This is a genomic window from Streptomyces sp. NPDC057137, from assembly GCF_042670825.1.
In the GTDB taxonomy this organism is placed as follows: domain Bacteria; phylum Actinomycetota; class Actinomycetes; order Streptomycetales; family Streptomycetaceae; genus Streptomyces.
In genome coordinates this window covers 66,975-82,782 of the sequence record NZ_JBHUUW010000010.1, presented here as the reverse complement: position 1 = coordinate 82,782, position 15,808 = coordinate 66,975, and the positions used below count along the sequence as shown (strand labels likewise).

Annotated in this window: 13 protein-coding genes and 1 tRNA gene; 9 read left to right on the top strand and 5 right to left on the bottom strand. The window is 70.0% G+C overall.

Annotated features, from left to right (window positions below):
* Positions 1-16: 16 nt before the first annotated feature.
* Positions 17-799, top strand: a complete 783-nt coding sequence (locus tag ACFT9I_RS11380; RefSeq protein WP_382563033.1) for an SDR family NAD(P)-dependent oxidoreductase — start codon at positions 17-19, stop codon at positions 797-799.
* Positions 800-846: 47 nt separating this feature from the next.
* Here the strand turns inward: ACFT9I_RS11380 and ACFT9I_RS11375 are convergent, their stop codons facing one another.
* Both ACFT9I_RS11375 and ACFT9I_RS11370 read right to left on the bottom strand, forming a co-directional pair.
* Positions 847-1,812, bottom strand: coding sequence for a serine hydrolase domain-containing protein (locus ACFT9I_RS11375; protein WP_382563031.1), 966 nt, complete (start codon positions 1,810-1,812; stop codon positions 847-849).
* A 167-nt stretch (positions 1,813-1,979) separates the two neighbouring features.
* Positions 1,980-3,191: a hypothetical protein gene (locus tag ACFT9I_RS11370; RefSeq protein WP_382563029.1), complete on the bottom strand. Its 1,212-nt coding sequence runs from the start codon at positions 3,189-3,191 to the stop codon at positions 1,980-1,982.
* 366 nt (positions 3,192-3,557) lie between these two features.
* On the opposite strand from ACFT9I_RS11370, the gene ACFT9I_RS11365 reads away from it, so the two are divergent.
* Positions 3,558-4,061 (top strand): hypothetical protein, encoded by a 504-nt coding sequence (locus tag ACFT9I_RS11365; RefSeq protein WP_382563027.1) that lies wholly within the window; start codon positions 3,558-3,560, stop codon positions 4,059-4,061.
* 81 nt (positions 4,062-4,142) lie between these two features.
* On the opposite strand, the gene ACFT9I_RS11360 is transcribed toward ACFT9I_RS11365, so the two are convergent.
* Positions 4,143-7,346, bottom strand: a complete 3,204-nt coding sequence (locus tag ACFT9I_RS11360) for a DNRLRE domain-containing protein (protein ID WP_382563025.1) — start codon at positions 7,344-7,346, stop codon at positions 4,143-4,145.
* Positions 7,347-8,004: 658 nt separating this feature from the next.
* On the opposite strand from ACFT9I_RS11360, the gene ACFT9I_RS11355 reads away from it, so the two are divergent.
* From ACFT9I_RS11355 to ACFT9I_RS11335, 5 genes are all read left to right on the top strand, one after another.
* On the top strand, positions 8,005-9,288 hold the full coding sequence (locus ACFT9I_RS11355) for a YeeE/YedE family protein (RefSeq protein WP_382563023.1): 1,284 nt from the start codon (positions 8,005-8,007) through the stop codon (positions 9,286-9,288).
* A 33-nt stretch (positions 9,289-9,321) separates the two neighbouring features.
* Entirely contained in the window at positions 9,322-10,170 is an 849-nt protein-coding gene (locus ACFT9I_RS11350; RefSeq protein WP_382563021.1) for an alpha/beta fold hydrolase, read from the top strand.
* Positions 10,171-10,274: 104 nt separating this feature from the next.
* On the top strand, positions 10,275-10,592 hold the full coding sequence (locus ACFT9I_RS11345; protein WP_363241460.1) for a metalloregulator ArsR/SmtB family transcription factor: 318 nt from the start codon (positions 10,275-10,277) through the stop codon (positions 10,590-10,592).
* Positions 10,589-11,236, top strand: coding sequence for an SRPBCC family protein (locus tag ACFT9I_RS11340; protein ID WP_382563019.1), 648 nt, complete (start codon positions 10,589-10,591; stop codon positions 11,234-11,236). Before ACFT9I_RS11345 ends, ACFT9I_RS11340 begins: the two co-directional genes overlap by 4 nt.
* Positions 11,182-11,514 carry a hypothetical protein gene (locus tag ACFT9I_RS11335; protein WP_382563017.1) on the top strand — a complete coding sequence of 111 codons (333 nt, stop codon included), beginning with the start codon at positions 11,182-11,184 and terminating at the stop codon, positions 11,512-11,514. Before ACFT9I_RS11340 ends, ACFT9I_RS11335 begins: the two co-directional genes overlap by 55 nt.
* A 195-nt stretch (positions 11,515-11,709) precedes the next feature.
* Here ACFT9I_RS11335 and ACFT9I_RS11330 read toward each other — a convergent pair whose 3' ends face one another.
* The gene (locus ACFT9I_RS11330) at positions 11,710-12,396 is read right to left on the bottom strand and encodes an SMI1/KNR4 family protein (RefSeq protein ID WP_382563015.1); all 687 of its coding nucleotides are present in this window, start codon (positions 12,394-12,396) and stop codon (positions 11,710-11,712) included.
* A gap of 138 nt (positions 12,397-12,534) precedes the next feature.
* Here ACFT9I_RS11330 and ACFT9I_RS11325 point away from each other — a divergent pair.
* Together ACFT9I_RS11325 and ACFT9I_RS11320 are read left to right on the top strand one after the other, a co-directional pair.
* Positions 12,535-12,606 (top strand) — tRNA-Arg (locus ACFT9I_RS11325).
* Between the two features lie 3 nt (positions 12,607-12,609).
* Positions 12,610-14,910, top strand: a complete 2,301-nt coding sequence (locus tag ACFT9I_RS11320) for a hypothetical protein (protein ID WP_382563013.1) — start codon at positions 12,610-12,612, stop codon at positions 14,908-14,910.
* Between the two features lie 144 nt (positions 14,911-15,054).
* Here the strand turns inward: ACFT9I_RS11320 and ACFT9I_RS11315 are convergent, their stop codons facing one another.
* Complete coding sequence (locus ACFT9I_RS11315; RefSeq protein ID WP_382563011.1) at positions 15,055-15,804, bottom strand: transglycosylase SLT domain-containing protein; 750 nt, start codon at positions 15,802-15,804, stop codon at positions 15,055-15,057.
* Positions 15,805-15,808: the final 4 nt, after the last annotated feature.

Here is a 15,808-nt window from a genome sequence, read left to right as displayed (position 1 = left end):
CAAAGGAGATACAAGTATGGAATCCAATCGGTTTTCCGGCCGCGTCGCCCTGGTCACCGGGGGCGGGTCCGGTATGGGGGCCGCTATCGCTCTGCGATTCGCCGAGGAAGGTGCGACCGTCGTCATCGCCGGGCGCGACGGGGAGAAGCTGAGCCGAACCGTCAAGCAGGCGCCTGAGGGCAGCACGATCGTCCAGCGAACAGTCGACGTCCGCGATGAGACGGCTGTTGTCGAGTTGGTGGACGGGACCGTCGCGGAGTTCGACCGCTTGGACATCCTCGTGAACTGCGCGGGCGCCAGCGACATCGGCCTGCTCGCAGGGCTGGATGCGCAGACCTGGCAGGACATCATCGCCGTCAACGCGAGCGCGATCTTCTACGCTGCCAAGGCCGCTGTCCCGCACCTGAAGAAGAGCAAGGGCAACATCGTCAACATCGGCTCGTCCAACGCGCTGCGCAACAACTACGGCCAGCCCGCTTACGGTGCCGCCAAAAGCGCCGCGGAAAGCCTGAGCGCCAGCATCGCGATCGAATACGGCGCGGATGGTATCCGCTCGAACACGGTGCACCCCGGGGTCATCTATCCGACCGGCATGACGGGTGCCTTGGCTGACTTCCCGGGCGTCCTCGACGCGTACTCGGCCCACGTGCCCATGCGCCGCACGGGCACACCCGAGGAAATCGCCTCCGTCGTAGCCTTTCTGGCAAGCCCCGAAGCCAGCTACGTCAACGGCGCGGCCATCACGGTCGACGGCGGGCTGAACCAGGTCATGCACCTTCCCCCGACCGTAACCCCCTAGGACTGCTGGGACGGCGACTCCCGCCGGCCGTAGCCCGTCGGCCCGCCTCAGCCCCCGGCCGACCCGGCGTTCGGCGTCACGGCCGCCGACACCGCTTGGAGCAGTGCCTCGGGCCGGGCGCCCCAGCGTGAGCTGATCACCAGGTCCCGGGCCGGGTCGACCCAGAGCAGGTGGGCGCCGCCGTTGCCCCGGGCGCAGCGTCCGGTCGAGGGGTCGTCGGGCCATACGGTGCGGTCGTCGTTGAGCCACCAGGACAGGCCGTAGTTCGGCTTTACCCGGCAGGGCGTCCACAGTTCCTCGATCCAGCGCCGGGAGACCACCCGGCGTCCTTCCCAACTCCCGCCCCGCAGACAGAGCTGGCCGATGCGGGCCAGGTCGAGGGCGTTGATCCACAGTCCGCCGCCCCAGTGCGCGCCCCCGAGGAGCACCGTGAGTGCCAGGGCGGCCAGGTTCACGCGTACGTCGTTGTACGCCCAGCCCTCGCCGGGCGCGCCGCCCGGCGACTCGGTGCCCTCCCGGGTGCTCTGCGCGTCGACCGAGGTGGGTTTGGACCAGAGTTCGCCCTCCCACCGGCTGGTCTGGTCCAGGAGGTGCCGCCAGGTGATGGCCCGTCCGTAGGAGTCGGCGAACTGCGGCAGGTCCACGGAGCGGTGCACCGGCTCGTCGAGTCGCAGCAGTCCGTCGTCGTACGCCGGTCCGGCGGTCAGCGCCAGGACGCTCTTGGTCGCGCTGAAGGCCATCTCCACGCGGGCCGGATCACCCCAGGAGGCGATGACCGCACCGCGACGCAGGGCGACACCGCTCGGGGCTCCGCCGTCCAGCAGCGGGCCCACGACCTCACGGTGAGAGGTGTCGGACACCTGGGCCGCCAGGTACGTCTCCATGTCCGCCACGCCGCGTACGGCCCGTTCCGACTGCTCTCGGGTCGCTCGCGCCAGGGCGTCCGTGTTCACTCCGGTCCACGGATCGCCGGCGGCGTTCTGCCGCTCCAGCCGTTCGCCCACCCCAGTCACGCCTCGACACCTCGTTCCGTGCGCTTGTCGCCGTGCGCCGAGGCCCGTTCATGCCTTCCGCGCGGGCCGAGATCGCTTTCCGGTGACGGTACTGCGCGCGGATTGGCCGGCCCGTGGCGAGGCCAAGGGGTCACGGCCGCCGAGCGCCTCGGCGGCCGGCCATGCGTTCAGCTGGTCCGGTCGGGCTCCGCCAGATACGCCGCCAGCCGGATGCCGTACTCGCGGTGTCCCGTTTCGGCGCGGGTGCGGAGCTCGTCGATCCGGCCGTATTCAATGAGCAGGTCGGCCTGGGCGCCGGCCAATTTGCCGATGACGAAGCGGCGATCGTGGTCGGCCATGGCGCGGTCGAAGACCCGGACGGCTTCGTCGATTCGGCCCTGCGCGGCCAGCAGCGCGGCAAGCTCCTCGTCTGCGCCGCTGCCGCGGGTCCGCAGGATTCTGATCGCGTCCTCGGCGCGGCCGTGTTCGTCCAGGAGCCGCGCCACCTCGACAGAGGCCGTGGAGGTCGCGTCATACGGGTTGCGCGACGCGGACTCCAGGGTGGCCAGGGCCTGATCGACGCGCCCGTACTTCACCAGCAGTTTGATCAGGAAGTCGTAGGCGTGCGGCTCGTTGGCGTCGAGGCATTCCTGCATCACGACGATTGCGTCATCGACGCGCCCCAGCACGACCAGCGCGCGGGACAACTCGAATCCATGAGCGCCGAGTGCCCGCAGCTCCTCGATCCGGCCCTTCTCGACGAATACGCCCGTCACCAGGTCGCGGGCGTAGCGACGCGTGCTGTCGGCCGCCATCGTCCGCACGTCCTCGATACGGCCCTGGAGGAGAAGCAGATGGGCCAGCAGGTGCCATCCGATGTAATCGGTCTCCTGTGGGCGCGCCTGGAGGAAGGCGATGGTTTCCTCGATCCGGTCCTGTGCGCGGAGCAATTCGATCAGCTCCTCACGGGCGTCCTTCTCAAGCGTGTCCAGGCGCACCTTCATCACGGCGACGGCCGCTTCCAGGCCGTCCTGCCCGGCCGTGGTGCCGGCCAGTGCGTCGGTCAGTGTGTCGGTCAGCAGGAGTTCCAGCTTCCTGTTCTTGTTCTCGGTGCGGACAAGTGCCCGTACCTCCTCGATATCGCCCTGCTCGGCGTAGAGCTCCATCAGCCGTACGCGGGCCTGCGAAGTGCCGGTGCGGGCCGCCGACCGCAGCTCCTCGATCCGGCCCTCGTCAAGCATCTCCTGGACCCACTGGCGGGCCCACTCGTCGTAGCCCGGCCGCTCGGGGTACCAGCGGTCCCAGTCGATACTGGCCTGTCCACCCCGCGCCCGCCCGGCCGGCCTCCCGGCAGTCCGACGATCCGACCCGCCCCCCTCGCCCGCCCCTGATGCGTTCATCCCCCAAGTCTCCGTCCGCCAACTGCCTTCCACCAGACCGTGCAAGACCGGAACCCAAGGCGTCGAAGTCGCGCAACGCCGCGTCGAACAGCCGGACTCGACCGCTCAGTCTCAGGTGTTGAGAATGAGCGCTCCAACTGGCGGGTGGGCATCCGAGTTGGCCAAGCGAGAACTTGTTGGTGGGTGGACAGCATCGGAGCCCGATCCACGGTCGAGGAGATGGGGTTGGCCGCCAACCCACTCGATCGAGCAGTCCGAAGAGGTAGCCGCCCGACCTCACAGCCGAGCCCTCCACCACCTCATCCTCGAATGATCAGTGGGGCACAATGGGCCCGCGTTATCGGCTGTCGGTGAGAGAGGTGCCCATTGAGTAGGTTGCTGGATGTTTTCGAGACGACGGTCTCCCCGAGTTATCGCCTGTTGGGACTGGTCGACACGACCATGGGGGCGGAAACGTTCGACGACGATGCGGACAGGTCGAAGTGGCTGCTTCCAGGCCCGGGTCTGGTGTATCTGCAGGTGCCCTCGGAGGTGGGTAGGACGGCGATACGTCTGGAGTCGTGGACCACCTCACCGGCGCTGCCGCCCGGTCAGTGGGCGGGACATGAGGAGGTCGAGGTGGACCTCCCCGAGGGCGAACTCGGTCTGCAGACCGTCGACGGCGGGCTCAGGGAGATTCCGCTGGTGCTGCCGTCGCCGGGCACGTACCGGATGCGGTGGCAGTGGGTGTTCAACCCGGACAAGGGGCCTTTCACCTCTCCTCTCCAGGGTTGTTCCGACGTGCCGGCCACGCCCGCCGGCCATGAAGCCGCTCTGGGCGGGGAGGATCAATTCTGTCTGGTGCAGATCTGGCGGACCGCCACCGCTTGAACCGCGTTGAAAGGATCGCAGGGCCGCCCCCGAATGGGGACGGCCCCGCTTTTGGTTTACCGGAGTATCACTGCCGGAGTGTCAGTCGCCGATGCTGACGGTGAAGGCTTCCCAGTCGAGGATCCGGTCACTGTGATACCAGGCGCCCAGGCGGCGGCCTGCTTCCTGGTTTTCCGCCGAGTCGATGTAGCGGACGGAGAAGTCGTCCTTGTACTCGTCGCCGGTGCCTTCGTACAGGTAGCGGGCGGCGCCTTCGGCGGATGAGCGGAACGGGTATTCGTCGCAGTCCTTGCCCGCCGCCGGGGCGCCGGGGGTGCTCTCGTTGCAGTCGAGCTTGCGGACCCTCTCGTTCTCGTCGTAGCGCGCCTTGGAATCTGCTCCGGCGGACTCGGTGATTCGGTGCAGCGGGTGCAGCGGGCTCTCGCCAGGCAGGTTCTTCCCGGTCTTCGTCGGGTAGCTGGCGTCCGGGTCCTTGCGTGCCTCGTCGATATGCCTGGCCACTGCCTCAACTCCGGTGTATGCCACCGGCGGACCTGCGTGGCTCGTGTCGCTCTTGTCGTACCGGAGAGAAGGCGTTGCGTCGGGGAAGACGGAACCGACCTTGGCCCAGGGGTTGTAGGCGGCGCTGTCGAAGCGGATCTCTCCCTCTTCGCCCTCCGTCGGAATGAACTGGCCGTAGCCGGGGAGGGTGAACTCGAAGGTCGGTGTGAACTTTCCTACGGCTACCTGCTCACCGCCCTCCACGCTGGGCACGTGTGGCGTTGACGACCACAAGTCGAATTGCGCGTCACCGTTGATTTTCCACTGAGCGGGAGAGTCTTCACGCTCCTCATAGAGTCCGGAATAGCAGGCTTCGGCCTCTTTGGCGTCCGCGTTTCCGGCGTTCCATGACCCTTCGCACGGCAAGGTCGCCTTCAGTTTGGCACCGGGCTTCGTGAACTCCCCGCCCAACCAGTGGACGTCGATGTTCAGATCGAATTCGGAGTGGCGAGTGTATTCACCGCCGTCCAGACTGCCGATCTTCCCCCTACCGATCAGGGTGTTCGTCGCGATGAACTCTCCTTGCAGGTAGCAGCCCGGCGGCCACAGACCGCACTTGATGGCCGGCATGAGCGTCAGCGTCTCCTGGCAGTAGGAGAACCGGTTCTTGATGTAGCCGGCGGCGTTGTCCGAGTCATCAGCGTTGGAGCATTCGTCGACGTCGGCGATGTATTCATACTGATCCGCAGGCTTCCTGCCTGCGATGAACTTCGTACTGGGCGTGGTGTAACTGCGCTCCCAGGGAGCCCTGGTGTTCTTGGCCGCCGGGGCGGAGGGGCCGCGGTTCGGCTTCAGGCCGAGGGCTTCGAGGTTGCCGTCCCTGGCGAAGACTTCCTGCACCTTGGCCGGGTCGGAAATTATCTTACGATCCGTGATTGTGTAGGAATCGCCCGGCTGGAGCGAGGTGGGCTGCCCGGCGGCAGCCGTTTCGACGACGAACTCGCGCCACGGTGAGAAATTCAGATTGTAGTGGGTTCCGTCGTACGCATTGGTGCGGAATTTGTACGTCTTGCCGTCCACGAGCTGCCCGGCCGGCACCTGCACGGTCGCCCACTCGCCGGGATTGACGAAGTCGGACACGAGCAGCCCTTCACCGGCGGGGGTGGTGATGGGCGTGTTCGTGGCGGCGTCGTACACCTGGAAGGTGCCGTTGACCTTGTCGCCGTCGGCGTCGGTGAACTTGTCCCGCAGCGTGGGGGTGAGTGTATTGACCCCCCACACACCGGCATAGGACTTGAACGGAGCACCGGCCTGCTGATCGGTTCCGTCGCCGGGACGGTAGTTGTAGGTCACGCTGAGCTTGGGCTGGTTGGCCGTGTTGTTGGCGGAGTTGACGCGCTTCCACGCCTTGGTGTCGTCGGTGGCGGCGCGCAGGCCCATGTGGCCGCGGGTGGCCTTGGCGGACGCCCAGGACTGGACGAGGGCGTCGACGTCGGCGTTGATCCACCCGTCGGGCTGGGTGGCAGCGCAGTCGGTGTTGCCCCTGGTCTGTGTGGAGGAGTGGTACTGCTGGTTCCAGGTGGGCTGGGCGGTCCAGCGGGAGGCGGTGGATGCCGCGGTGGTGTCCCAGACGGTCCACTCCTGGCTGAGGCAGTCGGTGTTGCCGGAGTGGAAGTTCCACAGCGCCAGGTTGGTGTCGACGATCAGTGCGTCCTGGATCGGGGTGGTGTTCCAGGTGATGAAGGAACGCGCGGTGCGCGGGGTGCCGTTGGGGTTCGTGGTGCCGGGGTTGCCGAGGTCGAGTTCGACGTCGTTCGACCAGTCGACCGTCTCACCCTGCTGCACGTAGGTGTCGAAGGTGCTCGACAGGGCGGAGGTCGAAGGGTCGACCGTGACCGGGAACTTGGTGTCCGGGTCGGCGAGGAAGCCGGCGTCCGGGGTGACGACGAGGTCCACTTGGCCGGCGCCCCTGTCGAGGACCTTCATGTCGACGCGGGCGCGATTGGTGTGCTCTCCGGAGCGCTCGTCGACGGCCGAGTCCCACATCACTGGGGCGGGCATCGTGGCGCGCTCGGCGCCGGTCCCGGCATCGGTGAAGGTGACCGAACCGTCCTTGTTCGCCTTCGCCTTGAGGCCCTTGGCCTTGACCGGGAGCGTGTAGGTGTAGGCGCCGGTGGGCCGCTCGCCGATTTCCACGAACTGCTCGAAGCCGGTACGGGTGGCTTCGACGATCACATCGGCGCCGGGCACGGCGTCCTTGTACGTTGCGATGGTGCCGTCGAGAACAGGCTTGGGCAGGCCGCCCTTCCACTGCAACGTCACCTGCTCATCGCCCGTACCCAGGGTGACCAGGTCACGGCCCGTGTCGCCCTGCGCGGCCCTCAGAGACTTGGCCGGGGTCCCGCCACCGGCGGCAAGGGTCAGGCCCGCGGGATGCGCCTTGGCCCGCACACCGCCATCTGCAGTGGTCGCCAGGGTGGCATCGACATCGACCCACTTGCCCTCGCGCTCCATCCGCTCCGGCCCGGCGGTGAACTCGGAGGTCAGCGTGCCATCGGTGTTGGCGTAGGTGAGGTTAGTGGGCGTGGTCTCATCCGGGACGAGCACCCTCTTCCCTGACTTGGCCACCTCGGCGAGCGCCCAGGGAATACCCCCCTTGCTGTGCTTCTGCGCCCAGGACAGGTCCGACGCGCGGATCTCGCCCTCGGACGGCTGCTGAGCCGCCTTCGGGGCGCCGGGTTCTGTCGGGGGCGCCGCGCTGGTCGGCACCGAGGCCCCGGCTATGAGCACGGCTTGGGCGACCATGAGCAGAGCGGCCCCGGCCGCGAGGCGCGCCCGGCGCCGTCGCACTTGCGGTCTGTATAAAGACACGGAAGCGCGTCTCCTTCCCTTCAGAGAAATGCGACACATGTGCGAATGCACGTCACGAGAACAGGACGCTAGGCGCAAGTAATGTGCGAGTAAAGGCAGTTACCTCCCACCGACCCCCATCCGCCGGACCAGAAGCGCGAGTTGGGGCCGAACCTCGCCCCCAAACGCGGGAAGGATCACATCGGCCGCCCACGACTGGGCGGCCTTCGCCGCAGCTGCTTACCTGCGACGAAGCGACGTGGCGGACGGACGGATACCCGCCAACTGAAATGCTCAGCCCCGCCAACTCAAGCGCTCATCCGCCAGATGAAGCGCTCAGTCTCAGGTGTCCGGTGTCCGGCCCGTGAGATACATGTGCGTTGAATCGAATATGGGCACTATTCTCGCCGCCATGTCCGCACCCGCCCGCCTCCTCTGTCTCGCGTGCTTCGCGAACTCGGTGTGGTGCGTCGACGACAACCTCTGTTGTCCGTGAGTCGAGACCCCGCGCCCCGCTGCTGATCAGCACCCCCGATCAGCGCCCCCTGATCACCGACCGGCGAGTACCGCCCGCCGATCAGCGACCACCGACCACCGACTTCGGAGAACAGTCGTGACCACCACCGCTCCCCCGCGCCGGACAATCCCCGCCGCGCTGCTCGTCCCCTCCCCGACCTCCACCCCCGCCCCCGCCCCCGAGGCAGAACCGGCGCCTCCGGTACGGCGTGTACCGCTCGTCATATCCGTGCTGCTGGCCGTCGCGCTGACCGCGTACGTGTGGTCGACGCACGGCGGCAAGCCCGGCTCGCTCCTACTCCTCGGGCTCGGGCTCGGTGTCGCGCTCTTCCACTCGCGGTTCGGATTCACCTCCGCCTGGCGGCAGTTGGTGGCGGTCGGCAACGGGCAGGGGCTACGCGCCCACGCCCTGCTCCTCGGCACCACCGCCACTCTCTTCGCGCTGATCATCGGCAGCGGCACGGGACTGTTCGGCTCCGTGCCCGCGCCGTCGGCGGGGCCGCTCGGAGTCGGGCTGCTCGTCGGGGCGTTCGTCTTCGCCGTCGGTATGCAGCTCGGCGGCGCGTGTGCGTCCGGCACGCTGTTCGCAGTCGGGTCCGGGCAGTCGTCCATCGTGCTGACACTCGGCGGCTTCATCGTCGGATCGACCGTCGCCGCCTGGCAGTTCGACCTCTGGAAGGACCTGCCCGCGCTCGACCCGGTCCTGCTGTCCGACCACGTCGGCTGGTTCGGTTCCTGGGCGGTGACCATCGCCGTACTGGCACTCATCGTGCTGGTGAGCCGCCGCGTACAGGCACGCCGTAACCCGCCGCCGATCAGCACCCCGCCCAGTGCCAAGGGCGCGGCCCGCGTGCTGCGCGGCTCGTGGCCGCTGGTCGCCGGCGCGCTGGCGCTGGCCGTGCTCGGCGCCGGAGTGCTGCTGGTGTCCGGTGGGCCTTGGGGTGTCACGAGTGCGTTCAGCCTGTGGGGCTCGCGGGTCGTCGACGCGCTCGGGGGCAATCCCGCGAACTGGTCGTTCTGGCAGCAGCCGGGCAACGCGGAGATGTTCGCGGGGCCCGTACTGAAGGACAAGAACAGCCTGACCGACATCGGCATCATGATCGGCGCGGCGGTCGCCGCCTCGCTGGGCGGGACCTGGGCGCTGCACCGGGGCATCCCCGGCCGTACCGCCGTGGCCGCCGTGCTCGGCGGCGTACTGATGGGGATCGGCGCGCGGCTGGCGGGCGGCTGCAACATCGGCGCGTACCTCGCGGGCATCGCGTCGGGCAGCCTGCACGGCTGGATCTGGGGCGCGACCGCGCTGCTCGGGACATGGGCGGGGATACGGCTGCGCCCGCTGTTCGCGCTGGGCAACCCCAAGCCGGGGGACGGGATCTGCTGAACCGGGCGGGCCGGCGCGCCGTACGCTGAGGCGATGGTCATCGAACAGGATGTGAAGCTGAGCGACGGGCGCACACTGCGGACGTACGACAGCGGGGCTCGCGACACGGACGGGCTGACCGTCGTGTGGCATCACGGCTCGCCGCAGACGGGCGCCCCGCTGGAGCCGCTGCTCACCGCCGCCGCGGCGCGCGGGATCCGGCTGGTGTCGTACGGCCGCCCCAGCTATGGGGGTTCGAGCCCGCTGCCGGGCCGGAACGTGGCCGCGGCGGCGAACGACGTGGCCCAGATCGCCGATGCTCTCGGCGTCGGGTCGTTCGCGGTGATGGGGGCGTCCGGGGGTGGGCCGCACGCGCTGGCGTGCGCCGCGCTGCTGCCGGACCGGGTGACGGGTGTGGTGTGTCTGGCGGGCATCGCGCCGTACACGGAGGACTTCGACTGGTACGAGGGGATGACCTCACCCGGAGGCCTGCGGGCCGCCGCCGACGGGCGCGAGGCGCGCGAACTGTTCGCGGCGACGGACGAGTTCGACCCCGCGTGCTTCACCTCCGCCGACTTCGCGGCGCTGGCGGGCGAGTGGGCGTCGCTGGGGGCCGACGCGGGGAAGGCGGGGCAGGCCGGGACGGACGGGCTGATCGACGACGACGTCGCCTTCGCCACCGCGTGGGGCTTCGACCTGGCGGAGGTGACCGCGCCCGTACTGCTCGCGCAGGGCAGTCTCGACCGGGTCGTACCACCCGCGCACGCCGGGTGGATGCTCGCCGCGCTCCCCCACGCGGAGCTGTGGGTACGGCCCGAGGACGGGCACATCTCGGTGCTCGACGTGTGTCCGTCGGCGATGGACTGGCTCGCGGCGCGGGGCGGGACGCGGGACGAGAAGTAAGGCGAAACGCAGGGGCGGGACGCAGGGCGGGACGCAGGGTGAGACGCGAGGCGAGACTCTTACATAGCTTTGCGGTTATATAACTGAGTGGGTATGGTCGAGGTATGCCCATACCGTTCGACGTGCTCGCGGAGCCGAGCAGGCGCAAAATCCTCGATCTGCTCCTGGAACGCCCGCACCTGGTCGGAGAGCTGACCGACCGGCTCGGCCTGAGCCAGCCCGGAACCTCCAAGCATCTGCGGGTGCTCAGGGACGCCGGACTGGTACGGGTCCGGCAGGACGCCCAGCGCCGCTGGTACGAACTGGACCCGGAACCGCTCGCCGAACTCGACGCCTGGCTCGCGCACTACCGGCATCTGTGGACCGGCAGTCTCGACGCGCTCGAACGGCATCTCGACGCGATGGAGGACGACTCCTCATGACTCCGAACCCGAACCCGCACTCTGCTCCTGGCCCTGACCCCGACCCCGAGCCCGAGCCCGACTTCGACGGCTTCTCCTCGTCCCTCTCCCCCGAGAGCGGCGGACGGACGGCGCTGCGCATGGAGCGCCGGCTCGCGCATCCGCCGCAGCGGGTCTGGGACGCGATCACGCAGCCCGCGCACCTCGCACGGTGGTTCCCCTCCGAGGTGAGCGTGGACCTGCGGCCGGGCGGCGAGATCGGCTTCCACTTCCCCGGCGACCCCGGCCCCGGCCCCGGCATGACCGGGAAGGTGACGGACGCCGACGAGCCGCGACTCTTCGCCTTCACCTGGGGCGAGGACCATCTGCGCTGGGAGATCACACCGGACGGGGAGGGCGGGTCACGGCTCAGCCTCGTACACACCTTCGGCGACCGGTTCGGGGCGGCGAGCTTCGCGTCCGGCTGGCAGATCTGCGTCACCGCGCTGGGGCAACTGCTGGCCGGCGGCCCCGTCGATGTCGAGCGGGACACGGGCGGCACGCTGCACGAGGCGTATCTGGCGCGGTTCGGCGAGCTGACGCGGGGCCGGGTCGAGGAGACGGCCGACGAGTGCGCTTCGAGCGCCAGCTCGTACGGCCCGCCGAGACGGTCTGGGCCCAACTGACGCGCGGGGTCGAGCCGTTGGTCGGCTCACCGGTACCTGCGGGCTTCACCGCGGACAAGGTCCCGGCGGGCCCGGTGACGGACGTGCGGGCGCCGGAACTCCTCGCGTACACCTGGCATCCCGAGGGCGAGGTCCGCTGGGAACTGCGCACCGGGACCGGCCACGGACCCCGCCTGGTACTCACCCAGACCGGGCCGGGCGACTTCGACACGGACGGCGCGCTGGCGGCGTGGCGGGTGCGGGTGGCGGAACTGGCGGCGGGGCTGCTCGACGCCTGAGCTTCGACGGCACGATGATCCGGCCCTCCCTGACGTGAGCCCCAACGTGGGCCCTCCCTGACGCGAGCCCTCCCCTTCGCCGCGGAAGTCGGCCATCATTCGACACGTCAACGGGGTGACGCCCGGCGCCAACGGCGGGGGCGGGAGCGGGAGTCAGGGCGTGCCCGCGCAGTCGGTCGGGTCACGGGACGGCCCTCAGGGCACCGTCACCGGCAGTGTTGTGCGCTCGGCTTTCTCCAGCCAGTCGGTGTACCAGCGAGCGAACGTCAGCGGCGTACCGTCGTCGGCGAGAAGCGGGGCGAGGTCGATGTCGTCCGCCCGCGCGTCGGACCACATCGTGCCGCGGTGAATGCCGCTGATGACCAGCCATTCCCTCTGGGCACAGCCCTGGTGAGAGACCACGACGGCGCCGACCGTGCGCTCCGGGGCGAACATCACCGGCTCCCAGCGCTCGTCCCACGCCTCGATGGCGTCATCGAAGTCCTCGATGGCGTCGAAGTCCTCTTCCTCCGGACGCTGGGCCACCAGTTCAGCGAGAACCTTCGGGTCCGGCCCCCGGTCGGGAAACGGCTCGGCGAGTCTGGACAGATCGGCCAGTTCGGCGCCGTCGCCCTCCCATCGCCACCGCCCTTGCACCCGCCGTACCGGGAACAGACCGTGGGCGGGCCCCGCGCGACCCGCGCCGACGTCGAGGAGGAAGGTGCGGTACTCCTCCGGCAGCCGCACGCCCATCTGCGCTTCGAGGTCGGCCAGTTCACCCCGGGTGAGAGGGTCCTCCATGATCCACCCGTGGCTCGGCGCCCCGAACACCTCGCCGCCCGTGGGCCGGGCACCCAGCGCCTCGACCCGTTGGCGTACGCCCGCCCACCATCGATCCGTCATGCCTGGACCGTATCCACCGCCACTGACAGTCGAGTTGCGCGACGTGGTCCGGCCGGCCCACTCGGCGCGTGACCAAGGGGCGCGTCCGCGCGGTAATGCGTTGTCCGGCTTCGAACGGGCGTCTAGTGTCGCGTCCATCGACGTGTAGCTCAGTAGTAGAGCGCCGGGCTTCGGACCCGGAGGGCGCAGGGGCGGTACCTGCCACGTCGGCTTATGAACGACGACGCTGAGCAGCAGCATTCCACCGGGTCCGGCGGACCCGGGTCCTACCCGCAGGGTCTGATGGCGCGGGCATTCCTGACCTCGCTGACCCATGGTGACGCCGAAACCCGGCGCCGCGCCGCGACCCGTGTCGAACGCTGGCGGGCCGTGCTCGACGGGATGGCCGACGGGCGGCTGGACATCGGCTCGCGCACCCCGGTCGCCGGGTTGCCCGCCTGGGTGACGCCGGAGGTCGTACGGGGCGGATTCGCCACCTCGGCCGCGAGCGCCGGGGGGCCGCTCCAGCCGTACGAGGCCGAGGCCGCCGGCCTGGCGGGCGTGCCCGCCGATCGGCGGGCACTCTTCGCGTACTGCCTCACCGAACTGGGCCTGGCCCTGCTGTACGCGCTGCTCGACAGTGGCCGCTACACCGTCGCACTGCCCGAGGAGGCCGCGCTGCTGACCGTGGCCTGGCTGGTGCGGGCCGGCGACGTGGGCGGGGCGCTGGAGCTCGTGGATGTGCTGGAACCGTTCGCCGGCCAACTGCGGTTCACGCCCCGCCCGTCCGCCCTGCCCGTGCCGGACGTACGGGCGGTCCACCGGCGCACGGTCGGTGACGCCGGTGCTTCCCTGGCCCGTCGGCGGCCCAACGCGTCCGTCGAGACGCAGCGTGAGGCGCTGACCGTCTGGCAGCCGTTCGGCGACGAACTGCTCGCCCTCTGGCTGGAGACCGCCGGCCTCGGCCGCGTACTGGACCGTGTCCCCGACGACACCTGGCGGGAGCGCGGCGCCGTGCTTCTGCGTCGCTACCGGGATCTCGCCGAGGCCCACACACGCTGCACCAAGCACCGTGACCCGAAGGAGAACCTGGGCATCCTGCGCGGCGCCCTGGAGGAGACGGTCGCCGGCCGGCCGCTGGACGCGCGGCGGCTCGGGCTCCTGCGGCACGCGGTGGAATCCATGGTGCGCCGACGGGGCCTGCCGGGGTCCGCCCGGCACAGGGAACTGCGCGCCTGCCAGGCCGCGCAGGCGGCCCAACCCTCGCACCACGCGCTGGCCCAACTGGTGGCGCGCCGACTGTCCGTGCTCCCGCAGGAGGCGGGCGCCGCCGATGTGGCACCGCTCATCGCGGACGTCTCCGCGCGGGAGGCCGCCGAGACGGGGCTGGACGCGGGGGTCGCGGTCCCGGAGGGGGTGCGGCGCGTTGTGGAGGGTGCGTTGAGCGCGCCGATCGGCACGCTCGTGGAGCGTGGCGTGGTGCCGTCGGCCGAGGTACTGGCCGAGCTGGTGCCCCAACTGGTCGCGGTGACCGGCTCGCACGGCTACCCGGACGAGGCGCTGCGCACCCTGATGGCCGCGAACTATCGCGCGTTCCGCAACCGCCGCTCGCTGCTCCTGCTCAATCTCGCGCGGCAGGTGCGGGTCGAGGAACTGCCGTGGGTACGGGCGGTGGAGCACCGCGTCGACAAGGCGAGCCAGGAGCCGACGCTCACCGCGCTGCGCCAACTCGGCGAGCTGGCCGTGCAGGCGTTTCCCGGCACGCTCCTGCCCAACCCACTGGTGCGCGAGTTCGGCGTACTGGGCAGGCAGGCCGAACTCGGCGCGCCGTTCGTCGAGGAGTTGGCGTCGGACATCTTCATGGGCACTTTCACGCCCAAGTATCTGACGGCCGCGCGGATCGCGGCCGAGCTTCTCCGTGGCACGTTGTACGAGCGCTACTACGGCATCGACTACGCGGCGGTCCGCAATCTCGCGATCACCGAGGTGGGTGAGGCGCTGACCTCCACGTACGGAGCGCGTACGCACGCGTCTCCCGGGTTCGCGAGGCTGTGCGCCGAGCGGGCCGGCGAGGTCCGGGGCGGATCCTGGTCGGTGGCCGCGAACGGCAAGATCATCGAGCAGGCTCAGATCCTCACCACCCACAACCTGGCCACCCTCGTCAGCCGGGTCGGTATCGCCCCCGAGCCCGGCTGGGAGGATCTGGCGGGCCGCTGCTTCACCGTCGTGTGCCGCTTGACGGCGCGGATACACGGCAACCCGCGGCCGCTGTCCACCATCAAGGACGTGGCGTACGCGTGGCGCCAGATGATGTTCCAACTGTCGCTCTGCGATCCCGCCGCACAGGCGCGGGTGATCGCCCTGCTGGACGAGGAGGCGGCCGGTCATCCCGGCCATGTCGCGGCCCGGCTCGCCCCGGCGCTGACCGGCCTGCGCCAGGTCGCGGCGGGCGGCACGGCGGACTCGGGCGGCGGACGCCGTCTCCTGGGCTGGACCACGGAAGCTCACTGGCTCCGCCGGGAGCCCCCGAGCTGATCGAACGGGGCTGGCCAGCAGGAGCCCGGCGTCGCCCGCCCGGCCGGGCAACGGCCGATCGCCGGGCGGGCCGCGGGTGCGGTCCGGCCGGCGATCGGCGGACAGACGCGGCTCGGGAGCCGCGCGACGTGGTGGTCGGGTCTGTCAGTAGGGGCCGTTGACGTTGTCGATCGAGCCGTAGCGGTCGGCCGCGTAGTTGCACGCCGCGGTGATGTTGGCGACCGGGTCGTAGCTGTCGGTCGACGTGCCGGGCACGTGGTACGCCTCGAACGTCGGGTCGATGACCTGGAGCAGGCCCTTCGACGGTATGCCGGCCGCGGCGTTGGAGTCCCAGTTGTTGATGGCCTGGGGGTTGCCTGCGGACTCGCGCATGATGTTGCGGTGGATGCCGTCGTACGAGCCGGGGATACCGTTCTGCGCCATGACGTCCAGCGCCTCCCGGATCCAGCCGTCGAGGTCGTTGGTGTAGGACTTGGCGGCGGTCTGGACGGCTTCGGCGGGCTTGGCCGTCGAGGCGTTCTCGGTCGAGGCGGTCGGGGCGGCCGCCGCCTTGGGCGCACCGGAGAGCTTCAGCTTGAGGCCGGGGCGGATGAGCGACGGGTTGTCGCCGATGGCGTCGCGGTTGGTCTTGTAGAGCGCCTTCCAGCCGCCGCTCACGGAGCGGGCGTCCGCGATCTTGGCGAGGGACTCGCCCTTCACGACGGTGTGGGTCACCTTCTGGGCGGCGGTGACGGCCGACGGGGCCGCCGTGACGTGCTGCGGGGCGGGCGCGGCGCCGGCCGTGGTGGCGGTCAGCAGGGGCAGGGCGAGTGCGGCACCGCCCGTGCCGACGGCGATGAGCCGGTGGGCGAGCGGGATGGTGCGGGAACGGCGGTGCTTACCCTGTGCGGGCATGACG